The sequence below is a fragment of the Thermococcus aegaeus genome (assembly GCF_055393685.1).
In genome coordinates, this window is record NZ_AP042464.1 from 899,761 (window position 1) to 920,970 (window position 21,210).

General features: G+C 42.8%; 17 protein-coding genes and 1 pseudogene. 9 read left to right on the forward strand and 9 right to left on the reverse strand.

From position 1 onward, the window contains the following. The first annotated feature begins 2 nt into the window (after positions 1-2). Positions 3-875 carry an FKBP-type peptidyl-prolyl cis-trans isomerase gene (locus ACZ5NL_RS04920; protein ID WP_464843228.1) on the forward strand — a complete coding sequence of 291 codons (873 nt, stop codon included), beginning with the start codon at positions 3-5 and terminating at the stop codon, positions 873-875. A 30-nt stretch (positions 876-905) separates the two neighbouring features. After that, the gene (gene mrtA, locus ACZ5NL_RS04925; protein WP_464843230.1) at positions 906-1,502 is read left to right on the forward strand and encodes a CPBP family archaeomyxosortase MrtA; all 597 of its coding nucleotides are present in this window, start codon (positions 906-908) and stop codon (positions 1,500-1,502) included. Here mrtA and ACZ5NL_RS04930 read toward each other — a convergent pair. Both ACZ5NL_RS04930 and ACZ5NL_RS04935 read right to left on the reverse strand, forming a co-directional pair. Beyond that, a complete protein-coding gene (locus ACZ5NL_RS04930) occupies positions 1,489-2,160 on the reverse strand; it encodes a DUF4097 family beta strand repeat-containing protein (RefSeq protein WP_464843232.1) in 672 nt (223 codons plus the stop codon). The genes mrtA and ACZ5NL_RS04930 overlap by 14 nt on opposite strands. Before the next feature lie 52 nt (positions 2,161-2,212). Further along, positions 2,213-4,099, reverse strand: coding sequence for an ATP-binding cassette domain-containing protein (locus tag ACZ5NL_RS04935; RefSeq protein WP_464843233.1), 1,887 nt, complete (start codon positions 4,097-4,099; stop codon positions 2,213-2,215). Positions 4,100-4,196: 97 nt separating this feature from the next. Between ACZ5NL_RS04935 and ACZ5NL_RS04940 the strand changes: the two genes are divergently transcribed. Both ACZ5NL_RS04940 and ACZ5NL_RS04945 read left to right on the forward strand, forming a co-directional pair. Then, positions 4,197-6,050, forward strand: a complete 1,854-nt coding sequence (locus ACZ5NL_RS04940; protein WP_464843321.1) for a prolyl oligopeptidase family serine peptidase — start codon at positions 4,197-4,199, stop codon at positions 6,048-6,050. Between the two features lie 234 nt (positions 6,051-6,284). Continuing rightward, positions 6,285-6,524: pseudogene (locus ACZ5NL_RS04945) on the forward strand (DUF234 domain-containing protein); the annotation flags it as partial. 19 nt (positions 6,525-6,543) lie between these two features. Here the strand turns inward: ACZ5NL_RS04945 and ACZ5NL_RS04950 are convergent. Both ACZ5NL_RS04950 and ACZ5NL_RS04955 read right to left on the reverse strand, forming a co-directional pair. Continuing rightward, positions 6,544-7,737: a PQQ-binding-like beta-propeller repeat protein gene (locus ACZ5NL_RS04950; RefSeq protein WP_464843235.1), complete on the reverse strand. Its 1,194-nt coding sequence runs from the start codon at positions 7,735-7,737 to the stop codon at positions 6,544-6,546. 31 nt (positions 7,738-7,768) lie between these two features. Continuing rightward, positions 7,769-11,932, reverse strand: a complete 4,164-nt coding sequence (locus tag ACZ5NL_RS04955; protein WP_464843236.1) for a DEAD/DEAH box helicase — start codon at positions 11,930-11,932, stop codon at positions 7,769-7,771. A 101-nt stretch (positions 11,933-12,033) separates the two neighbouring features. Between ACZ5NL_RS04955 and ACZ5NL_RS04960 the strand changes: the two genes are divergently transcribed. Then, the gene (locus tag ACZ5NL_RS04960) at positions 12,034-12,315 is read left to right on the forward strand and encodes a hypothetical protein (RefSeq protein ID WP_464843237.1); all 282 of its coding nucleotides are present in this window, start codon (positions 12,034-12,036) and stop codon (positions 12,313-12,315) included. Here the strand turns inward: ACZ5NL_RS04960 and ACZ5NL_RS04965 are convergent. The 4 genes from ACZ5NL_RS04965 to wtpA all read right to left on the reverse strand — a co-directional run bounded on the left by ACZ5NL_RS04965 (position 12,291) and on the right by wtpA (position 16,383). After that, positions 12,291-13,400, reverse strand: a complete 1,110-nt coding sequence (locus ACZ5NL_RS04965) for an aromatic amino acid transport family protein (RefSeq protein ID WP_464843239.1) — start codon at positions 13,398-13,400, stop codon at positions 12,291-12,293. The genes ACZ5NL_RS04960 and ACZ5NL_RS04965 overlap by 25 nt on opposite strands. A gap of 106 nt (positions 13,401-13,506) precedes the next feature. Beyond that, complete coding sequence (gene wtpC, locus ACZ5NL_RS04970; RefSeq protein ID WP_464843241.1) at positions 13,507-14,541, reverse strand: tungstate ABC transporter ATP-binding protein WtpC; 1,035 nt, start codon at positions 14,539-14,541, stop codon at positions 13,507-13,509. Next, complete coding sequence (wtpB, locus tag ACZ5NL_RS04975; protein ID WP_464843242.1) at positions 14,534-15,277, reverse strand: tungstate ABC transporter permease WtpB; 744 nt, start codon at positions 15,275-15,277, stop codon at positions 14,534-14,536. The genes wtpC and wtpB overlap by 8 nt, the downstream gene beginning before the upstream one ends. Before the next feature lie 32 nt (positions 15,278-15,309). After that, positions 15,310-16,383: a tungstate ABC transporter substrate-binding protein WtpA gene (gene wtpA / locus ACZ5NL_RS04980; RefSeq protein ID WP_464843243.1), complete on the reverse strand. Its 1,074-nt coding sequence runs from the start codon at positions 16,381-16,383 to the stop codon at positions 15,310-15,312. Between the two features lie 135 nt (positions 16,384-16,518). Between wtpA and ACZ5NL_RS04985 the strand changes: the two genes are divergently transcribed. The 4 genes from ACZ5NL_RS04985 (at position 16,519) to ACZ5NL_RS05000 (ending at position 20,709) form a co-directional block, all read left to right on the forward strand. Then, complete coding sequence (locus ACZ5NL_RS04985; protein WP_464843244.1) at positions 16,519-17,823, forward strand: 2,3-diphosphoglycerate synthetase; 1,305 nt, start codon at positions 16,519-16,521, stop codon at positions 17,821-17,823. Then, positions 17,820-18,719 carry a 2-phosphoglycerate kinase gene (locus ACZ5NL_RS04990; RefSeq protein ID WP_464843245.1) on the forward strand — a complete coding sequence of 300 codons (900 nt, stop codon included), beginning with the start codon at positions 17,820-17,822 and terminating at the stop codon, positions 18,717-18,719. Before ACZ5NL_RS04985 ends, ACZ5NL_RS04990 begins: the two co-directional genes overlap by 4 nt. Positions 18,720-18,781: 62 nt before the next feature. Beyond that, a complete protein-coding gene (locus tag ACZ5NL_RS04995; protein ID WP_004068209.1) occupies positions 18,782-19,192 on the forward strand; it encodes a CBS domain-containing protein in 411 nt (136 codons plus the stop codon). 5 nt (positions 19,193-19,197) lie between these two features. Beyond that, on the forward strand, positions 19,198-20,709 hold the full coding sequence (locus tag ACZ5NL_RS05000) for a metallophosphoesterase family protein (protein WP_464843246.1): 1,512 nt from the start codon (positions 19,198-19,200) through the stop codon (positions 20,707-20,709). Here the strand turns inward: ACZ5NL_RS05000 and ACZ5NL_RS05005 are convergent. Beyond that, positions 20,706-21,176 carry a hypothetical protein gene (locus ACZ5NL_RS05005; protein WP_464843248.1) on the reverse strand — a complete coding sequence of 157 codons (471 nt, stop codon included), beginning with the start codon at positions 21,174-21,176 and terminating at the stop codon, positions 20,706-20,708. The two genes, ACZ5NL_RS05000 and ACZ5NL_RS05005, sit on opposite strands and share 4 nt — an antisense overlap. Between the last annotated feature and the right edge of the window lie 34 nt (positions 21,177-21,210).

Below are 21,210 nucleotides of genomic sequence, written 5' to 3' on the forward strand. Positions count from 1 at the left end.
TTATGAAAGTAGCAAAGAAAGATGTAATAAGGCTCCACTATACTGGAAGGATAAAAGAAACAGGGGAGGTATTTGACACTACTTACGAGGATGTTGCAAAGGAAGCCGGAATCTACAGTGAGAAGGGAATTTACGGACCAGTTCCGATAGCAGTTGGTGCTGGACACGTCATAAAGGGTCTTGACGAAGCCCTTGAAGGGCTCGAAATTGGAAAGAAGTATACTATTGAGCTCCCACCGGAGAAAGCATTTGGAAAGAGAGACCCAAAGCTCATAAAAACATTCACAATAGGTCAGTTTAGAAGACAGGGTATCTATCCCTTCCCGGGGCTTGATGTGGAAATCGAGACGGAGAGCGGAAAGAAGCTCAAGGGCAGAGTAATGAGCGTCTCCAGCGGTAGGGTTAGGGTTGACTTCAATCACCCATACGCAGGAAAAACAGTTGTTTATGAGGTTGAAATACTTGAAAAGATAGACGATCCGATAGAAAAGGTGAAAGCCCTAATCGAGCTCAGAATTCCAAGGATAGACTTTGAAAAAGTGCAGATCGAAGTGGGCGAAAACGATGTTAAAATAGATTTCGGAGAACAGACAATAGACCCAAGGACTCTCGTTTTGGGCGAAATCCTTCTCGAGAGCGATCTCAAGTTCCTCGGATATGAAAAGATCGAGTTCAAGCCAAGTGTTGAGGAGCTTTTGAAGCCACCAGAGGCTAAGATAGAGGAAGAGATTGAGGAGGAGAAAGCCGAAGAAGAAGCAAAAGCAGAAACAGAAGAAAAAGCTGAGGAAAAGGAAGAGAAGACAACGGAAGAAGTAGAAAAAGAGGAAGAGAAGAAAGAAAAACCAGAAGAAGAAAGTGAAGAGAAGGAAGAGTAATCTCTTTATCTTTTTTATTTGGTGAAGGATTTGAGAAGGATAATTGTCCTTTACGTTCTTGCGATCTTTCTCATTGCGATTAACTATCGATTAGGAAAAACTCTCTACGAGTGGGCTTTCTATGATACCTTTTTCTATGTACTAATACCCCTCACAGCCTCTTATCTCCTTGACTTCAAGCCTCACGAACTCGGCTTTAAAATAGGAAAAAAAGAAGGCTATATATCAGCTCTTATCCTCTTCCTACTCTCCCTTCCCATAAGTATTTACGCCGCTCGGCTGGAAAGCTTCAGGGCATATTACCCAATATTCACCTATACCTCTTGGGGAGATTTTCTCCTTAAGGAGCTCCTAATTGGTGTCATCATGTTTTCCCACGAGGCATTTTACAGAGGGATTCTCCTCTTTCCCCTTGCAAGAAAAAACGAATTGGCTGGTATAGTTGTCCAGAACATTCCCTACACTCTCGTTCACATAGGCAAGCCACCATTGGAAGTTCCCTACTCCTTCATAGCGGGAATAATCTTTGCAAAAATTGATCTAAAGAGTGAAAGCTTTCTACCGAGCTTTTTCCTTCACTGGATTGGAGCCATGACTTTCGACGTTCTCTGCATTATAACGCCTTGATAGAGATGCTTCCATTTACTGTGGAAATTACCACTTCATATCTGCCGCTCCCAAGAACAGCCGTGAAGGACTTTGGACCATGAACTGGAGTTTTTGAGAACTCTCCGGGAATTTCCGAATCTATTCTGCCATTAACGGTGCTTGCTTTGATAGCAACACTGGCTTCTTTTGGTATGTAAACTTCAATTTTTCCGTTAACTGTGGAGATTTTAACGTTCCTGTTTATACCTGCTAGGATAGCAGTTATCGACCCATTTACAGCTGAAACTTTCTCGGCAGAGACGTTTTCCAGAGATATGCTGCCATTTACCGTAACCACTTTGCCAGCTTTCTCAACATTCTTTATGAATATCGCTCCATTGACGTTTCCCACTTTTTCAACTTCCACTCCTTTTGGTACAACAATGTCAAAATTAACAGAACTTCCCCCTATGCCTATTCCAAAGCTTTTTTTCTGCTTTACTTCAATTTTTAGGACCTCTCTCGTTTTCTTCACTTTTATCTTGGGCTCCGCTCCGAGAATACCCCACTTTTTCTCAGCCTTGAGCTTTATTGTGTCTCCTTCGTAACCCTCAATTTTTATACTGCCTTTCACATTGCCAAGCTTCAATTTTAAATTGCCGGTAACTTTGTACTCTCTCTCAACTACTTCTATCATTAATCTTCACCTCAATTAAATATAGTATGGTCAAAGGAAAAGAAAAATGTGGTCAAAACTGATCAGTTAGCTTTGCAGTTCCATAACCCACAAAAAGGACTTTATCTGGATCCAGAGCTTTGACTACTTCCGGTCTGTGGGTTATTATCAAAGCCGTTATGCCCGCTTCCCTTAAAATTTCACTCACTTTCTTGGCAACCCTCATGGCGGTAAGAGTGTCTAGATGTGCCGCAAATTCGTCCATAAGTAGAAGGTTTGGTTTTTCTGCAAGTAAAGATGCTATCTTCGCCCTCTCCTTTTGACCAGTAGAGAGCTCGCTGAACTTTGCCCTATAAAGCACCGCATCACTTAACCCCGAGCGGTTTAGAATTTCAACAGCCGCATTTAAATCGCCTATCTTCCTGTAGACATGCTCCAAAATGCTTTCACTCCCAAATGTGGGTTCCTGCTCCCCGGGAAGCAGGGCTGAAACCTTAACATTCCCCGGCACCTTGATCTCTCCACTGCTGGGTCTGTATTTCTCTTCCCAATATCCAAGTGCCGTTCCAAGAAGGAGCCTAATGAGAGTCGTTTTTCCAGCCCCACTGGCTCCAACCACCGCAACTACCTCACCAGGCTTAATTTCAAAGTTTAAATTTCTCAAAACCGGTCTCTGTATTACCCTATGCCTAACTCCAAAAGCCTCCAAGAGAAACTTTATCTCCTCAGGAAGACCTTTTATATCCAACTCGCTCTCAAACACCTTACTGACATTTTTAAAAACTATTGGTCCTTCTAAAGGCTCAACTTTTCCATAGCTCGGTTTCCAAAGTCTTCCATCTTTAGGAGCATATGGATCCTCTTTGAGGAATCTTTCGATGTATTCTTTTGCTTCCTCGGTTAGAGGATAGAAGAGCACAGGTCTTCCGCTTGCAGTTTCCCAGAGAAACTTGAATCCAACTTTCTCAAAGAAGGGGTTGAAGCGCGCCATCTGGGCGATGGTTTCCACTATATGTTTTCTCTTCCTCATCTCTGGGATTCTCCTCTCACTTATCCACTCGAGAGCTGCCCTAACGCTGAGCTGTCCGAGTCCATCGCTTCTATAATCTGGATGGACAACTACCCTCGCTATTCTAGCTCCAGCTGTGTTGCTTTCTCTCAAAGCCTGCCACTTAGCCTTTTCCCACAGCAGATGGCGCGCGATCTTTTTTGTATGCTTCTTCTTCAGCTCCTCATAGAGCTCTTTCATGATCCTCTCCGGCCAGAAAGAGGGCTTAAACCATTCCTCCGGGAAAACTTTCTCTCTTATATTTTTCTCTATCTCTCCGTTGGGCAAACGACGGTGCATTAACGGAATAGGTGGGTCAACTCTCACATAAGCCAGAATTCTCGGCTCATATTCCTCTCTGTTCTCAAGTTCAAGGAGCAAAAACCTCGAAGCGGGAGTAGAGCCTTTGATCTCAAGAATGTGAACATCTTCACTTCCACATACGGGACATGGTTGCTTTGTGTTTGCTTCAAAGATGTGGTTGTTCTCACACCTCCAGAGGGCAACTTTTTCTTTTTGCGACGCATAATGGTATTGCTCAAGCTCGGCTATTGCCTCGAAGTCACTCTCATAAGTTGCCTCCCTTGCTCTAATTTTGTAGGTATAAAGAAGCTCTCCCGTCAATGGGGAATACCGTTTTGCTTCGTATTGCTTCTCCCAAAGAGGCCAAACCTTGATTTTCTCTCCACTGTAGAACTTGTAGAGCTCATAGTCATCAAAATCCAGAACGTTGCCAGCTTTTGGCTTGTGCTTAATGTGAACTTCCACTTCATCCCCGGTCACAAACCATTGGGCAATTCCGCTCATATAGAGCTTGTACCTCTCCTTCTCACTTTCAACCTCAAGAACTCCAAACCATCTATGCTTGAATCGGGGAATTTCACTGCCAACTACCTTCCCCCGAATTATCATCCAAACCACCCAAGAGATTTAGGCAAAGGTATATTTAAGTGTTGAGCGGAGCAATACATTTAATAACGCTAAGGTATATATCTGAACGGTGATCAGCATGGAAGACCCTTACATATGGATGGAAAATCTAAGCGATGAGAGAGTATTGAAGTTTATTGAGGAGGAAAACGCGCGTTTTAGAGAATTCATCAGTGATTTACCCGATAAGCTCATCGAAGAAGTTAGAAGATACTACCATCTCCCCAATATCACGAGGGCCCAGGTTACTGAGAGAGGAACAATTGTGCAGGTAAATGAGGGCGGAAAGCAGATTATCAAGATTCTCGAGAGTGGAGAGACAATAGTCAATTCAAAGGAACTTGAAAAGGAGCTCAACGATGAAGTTCTTCTTCAAGGGTTTACTGCAGACAAAAAAGGCGAAAGACTTGCCTACAGCTTTTCAATTGGGGGAGCAGACGAGGGGATAACGAGAATAGTTGACCTCAAAAATGGGGAAATTATAGAAGAGATCAAACCTTCAGTGTGGAATATCGTTTTTCTTGAAGATGGCTACTACTTTGCCCGCTTCTACAGGAAGGAAAAAACGCCCGATGGTGTTAATCCTCCGGCAGAGAGAGTGTTTCTCAAGAGGGATGATAAGGAGGAGATGATATTCGGTGAGGGGCTTGTTTCAGGCTACTTCATGAACCTCCAGAAGAGCACAGATGGAAAGTGGGCAATGCTCACCGTGAGCTTTGGGTGGAACAAGGCAGACATTTATTTCGGGCCGCTCGAAGAACCTGAAAAGTGGAAGAAGGTGTACTCCAGTGAAGTTCCAGCCTACCCAATAGACTACATCGATGGAAAGCTCTACATCTATACAAGAGAGGGCAGGGGATTCGGAAAGGTCATCTCACTGGACGGTGAAGGAGCAAAAGAGGTTATCCCCGAAGGGGAGTTCCCACTAGAATGGGCAATCATTGTGAACGGAAAGATACTCACCGGCTATATGGTTCATGCCTCTTCATTGCTGAGAGTCTTCACCCTCAAAGGGGAACTCATTGAAGAGATTAGATTTGACATGCCCGGACAGGTTTACCCACTCGATAACGACGGAAAAAAGGCAATATTGAGGTATGAGAGCTTTACCATTCCTTACCGCCTCTACCTTTTCAAGGAAAAACTCGAGCTGATAGACGAGGTGAAAGTTGATGGTAGCTTTAAGGTTGGCGAAGACTTTGCAACGTCAAAGGACGGAACTAAGGTACATTACTTCACTGTAAAAGGAGAAAAAGATGAAAAGAAAGCATGGGTCTTCGGCTACGGAGGTTTTAACATCGCATTAAAGCCAAGGTTCATTCCACAGGTTATTCCATTCATAAAGCGCGGCGGAACTTTTGTTATGGCGAACCTCAGGGGAGGAAGTGAATACGGCGAGGAGTGGCACAGAGCTGGGATGAGGGAAAACAAACAGAATGTGTTCGATGATTTCATAGCAGTTCTTGAGAAGCTTAAGGGGGAAGGATACAAGGTTGCAGCATGGGGAAGGAGCAACGGTGGACTTTTGGTTTCAGCGGTTTTAGTGCAGAGGCCAGACCTCATGGATGCCGCTTTGATAGGTTATCCGGTTATAGACATGCTCCGTTTCCACAAGCTCTACATTGGAAGCGTGTGGATTCCAGAATATGGCAATCCAGATGACCCCAAGGACAGGGAGTTCCTGCTCAAATATTCCCCCTATCACAATCTCAAACCCCAGAGATATCCTCCCACCCTAATCTACACCGGTTTATACGACGACAGAGTTCACCCAGGGCATGCTTTAAAGTTTGCAAAGAAGCTGAAAGATATTGGTGCTCCCGTCTATCTGCGCGTTGAGACCAAGAGCGGCCACATGGGGGCTTCACCAGAGACAAGGATTAGAGAGCTTACAGATATGCTGGCATTTGTGGTTAAGGTGCTTTTCCTTTAGAGTTTTATTTTTAATTGCTGTTTTTCAAATTCCCGACCAAGATAGTGGAAAACCAACTTCTTCCGGAAGCTGAAACTATGCTTCCAAAACCTACTTACGAGTATGATACTCAAGGGTAAGTTTGTTGAGAAAAAAGGATTGAAGTTTCTCAAGAATCTGAAAGATCAAACCCCAAAATAACCTCGTGGTCTGATGTCAAAGCGAGTGAAACTTTTTACATTTTTCTTTGAAAGCCTCGCCCTCAACGAGCAGGAGAAGAAGGCCCTCTTCGTTGAAGTAAAGTGGAAGGAGCTGAGCAAGAGGGAAGCTAAGAGAATTCTCAAGGACTTGAAGAGGAAGAGTAAGCTTGTTGTCCTAGAGGACTGGGAGGGGAGGTTTGGGATAGTTGCGAAACACATCAAAAACAGGGAAAAGCTCAGGGAAGAAGGCTACCTCGCCTGGGACCTAAAGAACTTTGGACTTGATGACCAATAACCTCTTGAGGGAAATATCCTTACCTTACTCTTTCAAATCTTTCTTTAAGCTCAAGATACTCTTCTTTTGCTTTTTTGCGTTCCTTTTTCCTTTCTCTCCAGTTGACCCATGTGGCAAAAGCTCCAGAGATTATAGTTACCAGAATTCTGTAGAAGAGATCGTTGTTCAGAGGAATAGGGTCTCTTTTGTCTATAACTCCGTCTTTATCACGGTCAAAAAGAGGATTTAAGACCAGATTTACTCCAGAAGTCCCAAAGGCTACAAACCTTTCATCCGCAGAAATTGCTATTCTGCCTAATGCCATTCCCATATCCGGATACATAGGGTAATAAGCGGTGTTGTTCCAGAGTGTTGTTCCAGAAAAGTCGAGAATATGCAATGCACCATCATAAACTAGAATATAGTTTCGAGATACCGCAAAATCACGTATATATTGGAAATTCTTTACCCATATAAGATTCCCATTTTCATCATAAACTCCCAGGTGTGAACTATCCCTTGAGTAAAAAGCCACGACAAGTTTTCCGTCTTCCATAAGCTTCATAGAGTCGACAGTCCCTTTCCACGGTTCAATGATCCGCATAAGGCTCCCATCCCTAGAGAAAAGGTAAATTCTGCCTTTCTCTGCAACTGCAACGACCTTTCCATTTGTTGCCACTTTCTCACCGAAATACAAGCACCAGAGTTCGTTTCCGCTTATATTAAAAACCTTAACGACGCTACCATTTTTCATGTAGCCTCTAGCCACGATCAGATTACCAGCCGCGCTTACCGATGTTGTGTTAAATTCTTTCCTCCACAGCTCAGAACCTTCAGGGGAGTAAGCTACGAGATACGAAGGAGAAAAGGTAAAGATAGACTCACTAAGCCACTTAATGCCGTAAGTTCCGAGAACTACAACGCTTTCTGATACATCAAATGCCCCATAATCATCAAAAGGCAGTAGAGTTATGTTTTTGACTATTTTTCCATCTCTTATGAAAAGCAGACTCCCGTTTTTTGGATTCTTTGAGATCCCATAGTAGGCTGTCTTAACAACAAGCGTGTCGTTTTGAAACCCTATTCCCATTACCTCTTGCTCAATACTAAACTCGATCCGGTGTATGATGTTCAAAAGAGGGTCTTGATTTGAAACTTCTTCCAAATAAACCAACGTCCAAAATATCAGAAAAACAAACAGAATGTTCAGCAAAACCTGAACTTTTTTGTCCATACCCCTCAATTGTTACTCTTCAAGATAGTATTTAAGCCTTTTCCTTTATCAGCTTCATGATCTTACTGTGCAACTGTTTAATCAGCTCTCTTCTATCTTCCATAAGCACAACGTCACTTGCTCCAATTACCTCAAGGTTGAACGCAAACGGACTCGGAAGCTCGTTGTGCTCAAAAACAACCTTTATCTTCCCCCCTTTCACCCAGCTCAAAAAGAGCTCCGCATTCTCTATGTCCATTTTATCTTCCATTATTTCTCTGTAGACCTCTTTCAAAAGCGGAAAATCAGGATAGTTCTTCTTGAGGAGCCTCAACAAGGTTTGAGCATTCAGCTGTTGCCTGTTTAGGCTCTTTTTCCTTCCCATGTACCTCCTAAGGATGAGCAACCCTCTGTTCGCCACATGCCTAAAACGCCTCTTTAAAAGCTCCGTATTGTCCAATGCTCTCTTTAAAGTCTCCCTTAAGTTCTCAACCTGAAACAGCTCCTTAATTTCCTCTTCATTTAAAGTCTTCTCCTTGGGGAGGATGAGCATGAATCCGTTGTCGCTTATTGCTATTCCAACATTGCACCTCTTCTTTTTGCTGATAAGGTACGCAAAAGCCCTGCTCAGAGCTTCATTCGCCCTTCTCCCTATCAGAGTATGGAAGAAATATTTAGCCCTTCTCTCGTCAAAGACCTCCTCGACTAAAAGAATTTCATCATCTGGGATTGTTGAATACTTTTCCTGCTCCCTGAAATACCCTAAAATTGCCTTTGCGGCTTTTTCATCAATTTGATACTTCTTCATGAGGAAACTTTTGGCTCTTCTGTTGTTTAAGAGCCCCTTGACTTCTCTTCTAAACCTCTGAATGTCGAGGGCTAAATCAAAGCTCAGCGGCAGCATCTCAGAGAACCATGCTGGGATTGTAGGCTTTGCCCCTTCCTTCGGCACAACATATATTCTGTTGCCCCTCGACTTCTTGAACTCATACGTCCTGCCAGCTAAAACAAATATATCACCAGGCATTAATCTTTCGGCGAATTCCTCCTCCACCGTCCCTATGAACCGCTTATCGAGAGTGTAAACCTCAATTTTTGCCTCATCAGGGATAGTGCCGGTGTTCATATAATAGATTGCCCTCGTCATTTTCCCCCTCTTACCAAACTTGCCTTCCTCCTCATCTAGCCATATTTTTGCATAAACCTTTTTCTCCTCTAAACCCGCATATTCCCCCGCAAGATAGCGCAGAACACTCATAAAGTCCTCAAAGCTTAGGTTGCGGTACGGATAAGCCCTTCTCACGAGCTTGTATGCTTCTTCAATGCTCCAAACTCTTTCAAGAGCCATGCCAAGGAGGTGTTGCACAAGAACATCAAGTGGGTTCTTTGGGATTTTAACCCGGTCTAAGCGTCTTTTGCGGGCGTTGTGAGCTAATACAGTAACCTCAACCAAGTCGTCTCTGTCGAGGGCAAGGATCACTCCCTTACTAACCTCGTGAAGCCTGTGTCCGGCTCTTCCAATACGTTGCAAAGCGCGGTTCACGCTCTTTGGCGAACCTATGAGAACAACCAAGTCTATTGTACCGATGTCTATGCCGAGCTCAAGGCTTGTCGAACTGTTCTTTGAGACGAAGCCGTTCACAACATAGTTCCCAGTCTCAGAGTTTACTATGCCATATGCTTCCTCAATCGGAACAGGCTCTATTGAGGATATCCTATCGAAGAACACATCACCCTCAGCGAGTCTTTTTAGTTCTCTAATATCTGCAAGAACTTTCTCAAGCCTTTTTTCCTTTGCTTCCTTCTCATAGAGGTTGAGGAGCTTTATTAAGTTCCTCCTGCTGATTTCTCTCATCCCTAGTTCAACTTTCATAGGATTGTAGAGACCGGACTTTTGTAGCCTGTAAGAGCTTATACCAAGACTTTCGCGGATTTTTCTCAGCCTTCTACCTATTCCGGGAATAACGTCCATGTTTGTGTAACCACCGGGATAAAGGCTCTTCCAGTTGGAGAAATCACTCCTCCATGGTTTAACTGCTTTGAAGACCTTCTCCAAATACTCACCACCTATAACAGCAACCGTGTAGGAAGTTCCTCTCTTTAATATTTCTCTGCCTCTGAACTGTTGTGCCTCGTTATACTCTCTGATACTAATTGATGAGACTATCCCAAGCTGGAGGAGGATGTCCCTTATTCCCTCGGCAAAGTTTCTGTTAAAAGTTGAAAATCCAACCGAGTAAGCCCTCCCCTCTTTGACTTCAAGGTAACCATCTCCATCGAAGTAGCCAGCCAAGAACTCCCTCTTGTGCTCTTCTGGAAGGACGTGGATAATATTAGGGAAGACGCCTTTCTTCGATTTCCTTCCAGTGCTCCCGGTCAGGGCTTTGAACATCTTGGGAAGGAGAACGAAGGGGACTTCAAGCGACCAAGTGCTCTCGTTCTGTTTTCTTATTGTTCCCTCAACGCCAAATTCCTTCTTGCAAAGCTCTCCGTACTTCTCCAGCATTTTTCTGTCGGTCGAGAAGAGGGTGAGTGTTCCACCCTTCCACGAGCCGTCGGCCATCCAAAAGCCGAGCAGTCTGGCCATTCTTGGAGTGAAAGTTAGTGGCAAGGTATAGCGATCCTTATCGGAGGTTATCCTGATGACATCATTTGCACTTATTTCGAGACCAGTATCTCCCAAAACTGCCTTTAACTTCTCCCACCTGAAGGGATAAACACTGTTAAGCTGTTTGGTAAGGTATGAAACACTCCACCCTTTATGGACAGCATAGGCCTTAATTGACCCAAATTTCGCCTGTATTGAGAGTTTGAGCTCCCTGAGAAACTCCAACTTGAGGTGAAGGTAAGCCGAATCCGGAAGGAGTTCAAAAATTGAAACTTCCTTCTCGGGACTTGGAAGTTTCCTCACAACGGCAACGCAGTCCTTCTCCCTTAATTCCTTGGCCTCCACCCACCTGAGCTCTCCGTTCCTCACGGTTAAGAACTTATGTTCTTTCGTTGCCACAACCTCAAAGCCGAGTCTCGTTCTTATTCTAAGACCCTCACGACCATAGTGTATCTTATGAGGTGCTTTAAAGCTAACAAGCCTTGCTTTAAGTGAATCAATACCCGTTATCCTTGAGTTTTTCAAATCTTTGATTTCAATCGGACCTTTGTCCGTTATAACCTTTGAGTCTCCTGAGACACATACTACTGCCTTAAGTTCCCCTCTCTTCAACTTCTCCTCTACTTCGAGCCTGACGTCTCTGGAAAGGCTCGAATGATGAGCTTCAATTAATTCTGCATATTTTGGGAACTTCTTCTTGAGGTGGTAGGCAACCCTTTCAGCACCGCTTCTTGTGTTTGTAAATATCAACGTTGTTCTATGTTGCTCTATAAGCTCATCCAACCGTTTATACAAGGCTTCGCTGAGTTCACTCGCTGATGCATAGATAAGATCCTCCACCACGCTCTCAACCTTAATTTCAGTCTGCTTTGCAAAGCTAACATCCACTATAAGGCCCGGCCTTGGACTTCCGTCATCGTTGAATCCAAAGACAAACTTGGCAACCTCTTCTAGGGGGTGTATTGTCGCACTTAGGCCAATTCTTACGAAGTCCCCAGCAAAATTTTGGAGCCTCTCCAAGCTTAAGGCCAAATGAGTGCCCCTTTTGTTCTCAGCCAAAGCGTGAACTTCATCAACGATCACGTACTTAACAGTCTTCAGCCTTTCACTGAACTTTGGCGCATTCAAGGCTATTGCGAGGCTCTCAGGGGTGGTTATTAAAATATGAGGCGGCTTTTTTACCATCTTTTGCTTTTCATAGCTTGAAGTATCGCTAGTCCTAACGGCTACTCTTATCTCCGGCAGTTCATACCCGAGCTCTCTATAAACCTCCCTTATCTCACTCAATGGCTCCTCAAGGTTCCTTCTTATATCGTTATTTAAAGCCCTCAGCGGAGAAACGTAGAGAACGTAAATCTGATCTTTAAGCTTGCCTTCTTTTCCAAGAAGAACAAGCTCGTTTATAGCGGCAAGAAAAGCTGATAAGGTTTTTCCGCTACCGGTTGGGGAGGATATGAGAACATTCTCACCCTTGTGAATTTCAACAACTGCATATCTCTGGGGAGGAGTAAAAGTTCCAAATTTGCGCCTAAACCACTCTCCAATAGGATCGTCTAGTATGGCATAGATTTCCTCATCGCTGTATTCCCTGGTGGCAAACCTTATCATAGCCCTCCAATCATCCTACATAGTCGGACTTTAAAAATTTTGATACGATTTTCGAACAAAATCATTTAAAGATACAAAACTAAATTTCGGTAGGGAAAACCATGGAGGAGCTTAAAAAGGCTGTTGAAGAGTTTAACAGACTTCACGGAAGCGAGGCTCAGGCTGAGATAATAGAAGTAAAAGACAATGAAGCAATAATCGAATTTAAAGGCTCCTTTTGCAAGACCTGCGGATTATTTGACTATTTTGAGGACATCACATGGGAGGCTATGGAATTCGGATTAAAAGTGGAGCCGGTTGAGGTTGTTGAGAAGGAGGAGGACTTTGAAAAAGGAAGGTACGTAGTAAAATACAAAATTCACGCCAAGGAGACAATTGAATAGAGGAAAAGCACAAAGAATATCAGCCCAGAGAAGTAAGCAATTGAATGCGGCACATCAAGGTGAAATCTCTCTTGCTTTCTCCTTGCCCTTAAATACATTGCCGTTGGTAGTATCCCTGCATAGAGTATTCCGCCAAAGCTCCCAGCCAGCCATAGAGCATTTACAAAGCTCTTAAGGCCAGCAAAGTATACCAGCAAAGGAGGAAACACCGTTAGCAGCCAAGCATAAAACCTGCCTATCCCCAAAACGTCTTTCATGTTATCCATTTCCGAAAGGGCTATACCTATGTAACTTGTACATATTGCCGCAAGAGGCAAAACAAGGCCTAGAATCCTGCCCAGATTTCCGTACAACCTTTCAAGTGCACTTGTTGCGAATTCAGGCGTATTTGCGCCAAAAGCTCCTACAAATGAAAGAACAAAGAATGCATAAAAAACCATTGGGACAAGGTACCCTATAAAGACGGCCCTTGTTGTGATCTTCACATCTTCCAGCCCCTTAAGGAGTTCGGGAACTACCATGTGGCTGACATAGGCAAAAATTACCACTCCCAATCCATTAAATGCTGGAGAAACGTTGAAAGTGAATAGATTTCTCCCATCAATTTTTCCCAAAACAAGACCTATCGAGGCTGCAAGAACTAAAAGGAGAAGTGCTGTGAGAGCCAACTCCGCTTCCCCAGAAACTTTAAGCCCCATAAAGACTATCAAGCTCATTAAACTCCAGAAGGCTAAAGCAGCCACCTCCGCTTTAATACCAGTTAAAAAGGATAAAATTTCAGCACTTCCGGCAATGTACGCTATAAGGGCCCCATAAGCCAAAGCAGAGATGCTGAGAAACATTAAAGCACCACCCATCTTTCCCAAATGCTCTTCGGTAAGTTTTGAAAGGCTCTTTCCAGGATTTTTGGAAGAAACTTCAAGGACAAACAGTGCAGTCAAGAGTGTCATCAATCCCGAGATAACTACAATCAAAATCCCAAGAATTCCTGCTTCCCTCAATGCATAAGGTAATCCCAAAACACCCGCACCGATTTGAGTTCCTATAAGTATCGCACTTGCCTCAGCCAATGTCAGCCTCTTCATGTTCTCACCGATTATGAAAGAAATTTCATAAATATAAAAGGCTTGCTATATGTAAAGAAAAGATCCCCAAAAGACAAATAAATGCATCAAAGGATTCTTGTACACATTAAAAGACATGGATAGCCGTTGCTTTAAAGCTTAGGTAAACCTCTTTTCCCTCTTCAATTTCCATCTCTACAAGAGAAGACCGGGTAATAAAAGCTCTGAGCTCAATTCCACCAATATCAAGGGTTATCCTTACTAGTGAACCCAGATCTTCAACTGCCAAGACCTTAGCTTTGAATTCATTTCTCGCAGAGGTCTTTATGGGTTCATTGGATATAACGATGTCCTCAGGTCTTATTCCAACCCTGAGCTTACCTCTAAATTCCCCCGGCAGCTCTATTGAAATCCCGTTTGCTCTTAAAACTCTTCCTTCTGCAATCCCTTCAATTATGTTCTCAAATCCGAGAAACCTGGCCACTTCTTCATTTTTGGGCTTGGAAAAAACCTCTCTAACCTCTCCAGTTTGAATTAACCTTCCATTCAGCATTACACCAACTCTATCCCCTAAGCTGACAGCCTCTTCAAACGAATGTGTTACGTGTAAAGCCGTGAAGCTGAGCTCCTTTCTCCAGCGTTTCATTTCTTGGATAAGCCTAGCCCTAGTTTGAACATCCAGATTCGCAAAGGGCTCGTCAAGGAGTATAAGGCTCGGCTCCAATACTAACGCTCTTGCAATGGCGACTCTTTGAGCCTCCCCACCGCTTAGCGTTTTTGGTTTTCTGTGCAAAAGGTGAGAAATCTCAAGGATCTCTGCAATCTCCCTAACCTTCTTATCAATTTCACTTTTTGGGGCTTTCTTAAGCCTCAATCCATAGGCTATGTTGTCGTAGACTTTCATGTGGGGAAAGAGGGCATAGTTTTGGGGAATATAAGCTAGGTTCCTTTTCTCCGGCGGAAGGAAAGTTATGTCCTTTTCATCCATAAAGACCTTTCCAGAATCTGGGGTAAAGATGCCAGCGATAAGCTCAAGGAGAAGAGTTTTTCCAGCGCCGCTAGGACCTAAAATTATGAAGTATTCATTCGTTTTAACTTCAAAACTAATACCCTTAAGCCTGAACTCCTTCCAATCTTTGCTAACTTTCTCAACCCTAAGCATTTCTCGACCTCCCAACAAGCCATCTTAGAATAACGAAAATACTCAAGCTTAACAGCACCAAGATAACAGAAATTGGCCTTGAAGCCCTCAATCCATAGTTATTAAAATACTCCATAACCAGAACTTGTGCAGTTTTTGGGTAATAAGCAACAATTAGAATTGCACCTACTTCGCTTATCGCCCTTGCCCACGTCATTATGGCCCCACTTAGAATCGAAGGCATTGCAATGGGAAGAGAAACAGTAAAGAATGCTTTCAGTTTACTTGCCCCTAAAGTTCTCGCTACGTGCTCGAGCTTCTCATCTACCGACAAAAACCCGTCTCTGGCAGCATTTATTGTGAAAGGCGCAGAGACAAAAAGCATTGCCATTATTATGCCCACATAGCTGTCTAAAATCTTATTTGAAAATGTCACAAGAAGCATTATGCCGACAACCGAATGCGGAATAACGATGGGAACATCAACAACAGCTTGAACAAAGCTTTTGCCCATAAAATCTTTTCTCGCAAGTATATATCCTAAAGGAACCCCAAAAAAGAGAGAAATAAGCATTGTGGCTGTGGATGTTAAGAGAGAATTTCTAAGAGCCTCTAAGACTAACTCATCATGAAGGGCATTTATTACCATATCCCAGTCCAAAATTTGCTTCCCTACAATAACAACTAATGGGAGAAGGATATACAAAATAAGGAACGTGCCGAGCAAAGCGAAGAACCATGTTACGTAATCTCTCATATACTCACCTCTGGAAAAGAAAAATAAAAAGTTTAGCCTTCTATCTTCACCTCACCTTTGATCTCCTCTGGAACGTTTCCAAATCCAACGGGTGGCCATATGAAATCCTGGTAGTTCTTCTCAAAAATTTCCTTGCCCTTTTCGCTCAACAAGAACTTGAGGTACTCTAGAGCGAGCTCCCTGTTGGGGGCATCTTTTAAAACTGTCACTCCATAAACAATTGGCTTTGCTTTAATCGTTTTCCCTGTTGAGCCAAGAGTTATTGACACTTGTCCATAATGCTCCGCCAGAGTAAAGTCCTTCAGGTTGATCTCCTTAGGCAACTCAATGAACTTTAAGCCGTGCTGCATTGCAACGCTTTTGTAAATGAAATAATAATCCAAACTGCCGCTCTCTACCAAGCCAGTTAAATCCGTTTCCTTCGGCCGTATAACAACCTTGTCGGTCTTAATTTGAATATATTTTGGGGCAATTATGTGGTTTCCTTCGGCATAGATGTTAGTGTTCTTCTCCACCAACGTTTCAAAAATCGGTTTTCCATAATAGATATCGGCAAGTTTCATTACCATAACACTCCTATAACCACAGGGATCTTGATTTGGGTCGCTGAATCCAAAGGAGACGTCTTTTCTTGCCAAAATCTCGTACCAGTTATTGGAGTTAATTTCATCAGCGTACTTGCTCTTATCGGTAAATGCTATGACTATCTCATTGGTTGCAAAGAGAACGTAAAATTCCGTATAGTTGGGCACCAGCAATTGGGGAATTAGGGTGTAATCTGCAACAGCGACAATATCAGCTCTTTTCCCTAGATCAGTGACTTTTCTAACGGCCATAACACTTCCGCTAACCTCGGCTTGAATTTCCACATCATAACCAAGGCTCTTAGCATATTCCTTAAAAGCCTCGCTGACGTCTTTTAAAGGCTCGCTCAGAGAGCCAGCATGGAAGATTTTCAAAGTTGATTTTTTGAGTTCTGTTTGTTCTGATAAAGGAGCAGTGCTTTCCTTCGTTCCAGTGTCCTTAACTTCACTCCCCCCAATGCAGCCGCTAGCGATTACTGCAAAGAGGAAAATTCCTATTAGAATCAACGAGCCCCGTTTCATAACACCACCAAAGAGAGTACTCAACTTTGAGTATTTAAACATTTTGAGTAAATAAATATGTTGAAGTTAAGCTAATTTGCTTAACTCCAGAAGGATTTTATACCTAAACTAACTTAAACTTCTAAAGGTGGGAGAATGAGAATGGTGCTTATTGATGGGGAGCACTATCCAGATGTAACTGCGTGGGCCATAAAACAACTTGGAGATGTATGCTGTGCAGTGTTTTTAGGAGGCATGGAAAAAATAGGTGATATGAAATCCCTAGAGGAAAGGATAGGGGTTAAACTGTACTACGGTGAGAACTATCTCCTTGAAATTGAGAAGGCTATTAAGGAGAACAAAATTAAGGAAGTTATTGATCTAAGCGACGAACCCGTGCTGAACTATGAAGACAGATTTAGAATAGCAGCAGTGCTCCTAAAGCACGGTGTAAAATACAAGGGTGCTGATTTTGAATTTTCACCGAAAAAGATGATCCAAATCAACAAGCCGAGTATTACAATATTAGGGACTGGAAAGAGAGTTGGGAAAACTGCAATAAGTGGTTTTGTTGCAAGGACTCTAAAACAAATTGTAAGGCCCATAATAGTAACAATGGGCAGAGGAGGGCCAGAAGAGCCGGAGGTAATTGAGGGAGACAAGATAAATATAACCCCCGAGTTTTTGGTAAAAATTGCGGAATCAGGGAAGCATGCTGCATCCGATCATTTTGAAGACGCTTTAACGGCTAGAGTTCTGACTATCGGGTGCAGAAGATGTGGGGGTGGAATGGCAGGCTTCAGCTTTTTTGACATCGTTGACAAGGGAATAAAGCTAGCGGAAAAGCTTGAAGGAGATGTAGTGATACTTGAAGGAAGCGGAGCAACTTTTCCCGCAGTTAAGGCTGATAAATACATAACCGTCGTTGGTGCAACTCAGAGAATCGAATTCATAAGGAGTTATTTTGGCCCATTTAGAGTGGGATTGGCAGACTTAATTGTAGTTACACTAGCAGACATGGTCCCCAAAGAGAAGCTTGAAGAACTCCAAAGAGTTTTGAGGGACATAAATCCAAAAGCTGAAGTTCACTTAACGGCCTTTAGGCCAAGACCTTTGGGAGACGTAAGAGGCAAAAAAGCTCTCCTTGTTATGACTGCACCTCCAGAAGGGCTTGAAAAAGCTGCGAAGCACTTGGAAGATTACTATGGGGTTGAAATAGTTGGAAAAAGTGCAAACTTGGCAAACAGAGTAAAACTCAGGGAAGACCTAAAGCGCTCTGATAACTACGATACTGTCATAGTAGAACTAAAAGCAGCTGCCGTAGATGTGGTTACAAAGGAAGCCCTCAAGTACGGAAAGGAAATCATATACTTAGACAATGAACCAGTTAACATAGACAGCAAGAACTTAGAGGAAGCGGTTTTGAGAATCGGGAGAGAACTCAAAGGTGAGGGCAAATGATAATCGTCGTTGACCCCGAGAAGAAAACCAAGATACCCTTTTCACGAGGGATCCTAACGAGATCAATAACTTCTACCGGCGTTGACGTCGGGATAGCCTATTCAATAGCGGCAGAGATAGTAAAGGAGCTTGAGAGAAAAAAGGTAAAGGTCATTACTAAGGATGAAATCCGAAAGATGGCCTATAAAAAGCTCTTGGACCATGGACTGAAAGATGCCGCCAGAAAATACCTTTTCTGGCATGAGCTTAGAAGGCTGAAGTACCCAATGATAATCCTCCTTGGAGGGGCAACGGGAGTTGGAAAGTCCACACTAGCAACGGAGTTAGCCTTTAGACTTGGGATAAGGACCGTAATAGGAACCGACACCGTCAGAGAGGTAATGAGGAAGATAATAAGCAAAGAGCTCCTACCAGCAATTCATACTTCATCATTTTTGGCATGGAGGGAGCTCAGAAACTTGCCAAAAGATGTGGATCCTCTCATATATGGATTTGAGAGTCAAGTCCGATATGTGACCGTAGGAATTAACGCCGTTGTGGAGCGTTCATACAAGGAAGGTTTCAACACGATAATAGAAGGAATTCATCTAGTTCCGGGCTATGTGAGCCTAAACGACAGGAGTTTTATGTATTTGATAACTGTAAAAAACAGTGAAGCACTTGAAGCAAGATTTTACGAAAGGGCTCGCTATAGCCTCAGACCTGCCGAATACTACGTGAAGAATATCGATAACATAATGCACATCCAAGAGTATCTAATTGAGAGAGCAAAAGAGTACGGAATTCCGATTATAGAGAACATCGAACTTGAGCAGTCCATAAATTCTATAATGAACAATCTTATGGAAGAAATACCAAAACGGCTTAGGGAGAGAGGGATTGAACTCTCTATTTAAGGACAAAACTCTTTTATCTTTTTGAAACCAATTGACTTTTGAGAGCTTTTATGGTGATCCCAATGGATGAAAATGCTCCCATTAAAGTTTATATGACAAAGAAGCTTATAGGGGTAAGGCCAGAGGATACCGTCCAAGAGGCGTGCAAGGTGATGGTAGATTTTGACATTGGTTCTCTGGTAGTTATTGATGAAAAAGACAACGTCGTTGGTTTCTTTACAAAAAGCGATATTATTAGGAGAGTAATTGTCCCAGGCTTACCCTATACAACCCCTGTAAAGGAGATAATGACAAAAGACCTTATCACCGTGGACACGAACACTCCCCTAAAGGAAGTTCTGAAGATTATGGCGGCAAAAAGGATAAAGCACATATTGGTGAGAGAAGAAGGAAAGGTCGTCGGAATTTTTACACTAAGTGATTTGCTTGAGGCAAGCAGGAGAAAGCTCGAAACTTCAATAGCAGCGGAGTGAGAGAGATGAAAATAGCTCACATAAGTGATACCCACATAACCAGCGGAGAAGCCTACAAGGGGTATGCCTACGATCTAATAGCCAACGAAGTTAACACACTCGATTATGACATAGTTATTCACACAGGGGATGTAACAAACGAGGGGTTGAGGGAAGAATACGAGAGGGCAAGTTATGAATTAAAAAAGATCCAGAAGCCTTTAATAGTCGTTCCCGGAAATCATGATGCAAGAAACGTCGGTTACGAGCTCTTTGAAAAGTACATAGGTCCATTAAATGGGGTTTATGAAAAAGGTGACCTCGTCATCATATGGGTAGATTCAACGATCCCTGACTTAAGTGATGGAAGAATAGGGGGCTACAAATTTCACTGGCTCAAAGAAAAGCTTGAGGAGTACTCTCACAAAAAATTCAAGATCGTTGCTTCTCACCACCATCTAGTTCCCTTACCGGATACGGGAAGAGAAAGGAACGTTTTATTCAATGCTGGAGATGTTTTAGACTTACTCTTAAAGCACGATGTTAACCTTTATATCTGCGGGCACAAGCATGTGCCAAACATATATAAAGTTGAAGGGCTTGTCGTGGCAAATGCTGGATGTACTTCGTGCAGAAAAACCAGAAAAGGAGATGTAAACAGTTACAACATAATTAAAATCAAAGAGGATGGAAAAATCTCAGTAAGTATAAAGCGAGTAACTGGAGAAATTACCAGAAGAGAGTTCAAAATCAAAAAGCAGAGAATTTTTGTTCCAAAGAAAAGAAGATTGTTGAGAATCGTCCAGCTGAGCGAGAGCAACGTATCGGATAGGGTATATTTCAGGGAAAGGGTTTTGAAAAACGCGATTAAAGCTATCAATGAAAAGTACAGGCCGGACTTAGTTATACACTGCGGAGATATGGTAGACGTCGGAACCGAGAGGTATTATGCGAAAGCTTATGAATTCTGGGAAAAGATTAAGCCAGAGAAGATTATAGTGCCCGGCCACAATGATATTACCTATCTCGGCTATGACCTTTTCAAAGAGTATTTTGGGGAGCCAAAAATCCTGGAAATGGAAAATTTTGCCTTCATCCCAATAATCTCAGCCCAATATGAAACCCCCATAGGGGTGGTTGGAAGGATAGGGCAGAAGATTTTAAAGAAACATCTTCAGGAACATGAAGAAAAGTTCAGAGTTGTGATAATGCACCACAACATAATTCCAATACCCAAGAGCAGGGAAATAGGATTTTTAGAAGATGGAGGCAACGTTTTGAAAATATTAACCGATGAAAAAGCAAATTTGGTTTTAACCGGCCATGGCGGCAACACATTGGGAATAAAAGTTGAAGAAACACCAATAATAAACGCAGGATCAATAAGCTGGGAACTTCATAGAAACCCATTTGGAAACTCTTTCAACTTAATAGATGTTTACGAAGACATGATAGCGGCGTTTGAAATACAAGCTACCTGGGGATCAAGAAAACTCCTTGGAATATGGAAAATAAAAACAAAAGTGCCGTGGGCTTAGCCAAAGAAAGCACCCATCATGTCCATCTGCTCTTCAGAGAAGCCTTTGACTTTGAACTCGGGCATCTTAGCAATAAGTTCTTCGTATTTCTTCTCGTCTATTTTCTCAACCTCGGCACCTTTCACATAGAATGCCTTCAAAGTGTCCTCCGACCTGTATGCAACTAGAAATTCCTCGCTTTCTATATTTTCGAAGTTCACAAAGATAGCGTTTCCACCTGTATAGGGCTTTTTACACTTGAAAGGAAAGCTTGCAGAGTTCAGCATTGCATCTCCAAGGGCAAAGTTAGCTTTTTTACCGTTTATCTCTGTCCAAAATGGCCTTCCCTCAAAGTCCCCTTCAACAACTACAAGAATTTTCTGCCCATCAAACTCTATAACCGGTGCGCCTTTCTTTTCAAGGATATCAAAAAGCTCTTCAATTGTTTCAGCGTTTTTTAAACTTGCAACAAATCCTTCCACTTTCATCTCAAGTCCTCCATTTTCTTTTCAAAACAAATAA

Coding starts and splice junctions, on each gene's coding strand:
- ACZ5NL_RS04950 (WP_464843235.1), bottom strand. CDS start 7,737: ATGGACAAAAAAGTTCAGGTTTTGCTGAACATTCTGTTTGTTTTTCTG.
- ACZ5NL_RS04990 (WP_464843245.1), top strand. CDS start 17,820: ATGATAATCGTCGTTGACCCCGAGAAGAAAACCAAGATACCCTTTTCA.
- ACZ5NL_RS04955 (WP_464843236.1), bottom strand. CDS start 11,932: ATGATAAGGTTTGCCACCAGGGAATACAGCGATGAGGAAATCTATGCC.
- wtpA (WP_464843243.1), bottom strand. CDS start 16,383: ATGAAACGGGGCTCGTTGATTCTAATAGGAATTTTCCTCTTTGCAGTA.
- ACZ5NL_RS04935 (WP_464843233.1), bottom strand. CDS start 4,099: ATGATAATTCGGGGGAAGGTAGTTGGCAGTGAAATTCCCCGATTCAAG.
- ACZ5NL_RS04995 (WP_004068209.1), top strand. CDS start 18,782: ATGGATGAAAATGCTCCCATTAAAGTTTATATGACAAAGAAGCTTATA.
- wtpB (WP_464843242.1), bottom strand. CDS start 15,277: ATGAGAGATTACGTAACATGGTTCTTCGCTTTGCTCGGCACGTTCCTT.
- ACZ5NL_RS05000 (WP_464843246.1), top strand. CDS start 19,198: ATGAAAATAGCTCACATAAGTGATACCCACATAACCAGCGGAGAAGCC.
- ACZ5NL_RS04960 (WP_464843237.1), top strand. CDS start 12,034: ATGGAGGAGCTTAAAAAGGCTGTTGAAGAGTTTAACAGACTTCACGGA.
- ACZ5NL_RS04930 (WP_464843232.1), bottom strand. CDS start 2,160: ATGATAGAAGTAGTTGAGAGAGAGTACAAAGTTACCGGCAATTTAAAA.
- ACZ5NL_RS04985 (WP_464843244.1), top strand. CDS start 16,519: ATGAGAATGGTGCTTATTGATGGGGAGCACTATCCAGATGTAACTGCG.
- wtpC (WP_464843241.1), bottom strand. CDS start 14,541: ATGCTTAGGGTTGAGAAAGTTAGCAAAGATTGGAAGGAGTTCAGGCTT.
- ACZ5NL_RS04920 (WP_464843228.1), top strand. CDS start 3: ATGAAAGTAGCAAAGAAAGATGTAATAAGGCTCCACTATACTGGAAGG.
- ACZ5NL_RS04965 (WP_464843239.1), bottom strand. CDS start 13,400: ATGAAGAGGCTGACATTGGCTGAGGCAAGTGCGATACTTATAGGAACT.
- ACZ5NL_RS05005 (WP_464843248.1), bottom strand. CDS start 21,176: ATGAAAGTGGAAGGATTTGTTGCAAGTTTAAAAAACGCTGAAACAATT.
- ACZ5NL_RS04940 (WP_464843321.1), top strand. CDS start 4,197: ATGGAAGACCCTTACATATGGATGGAAAATCTAAGCGATGAGAGAGTA.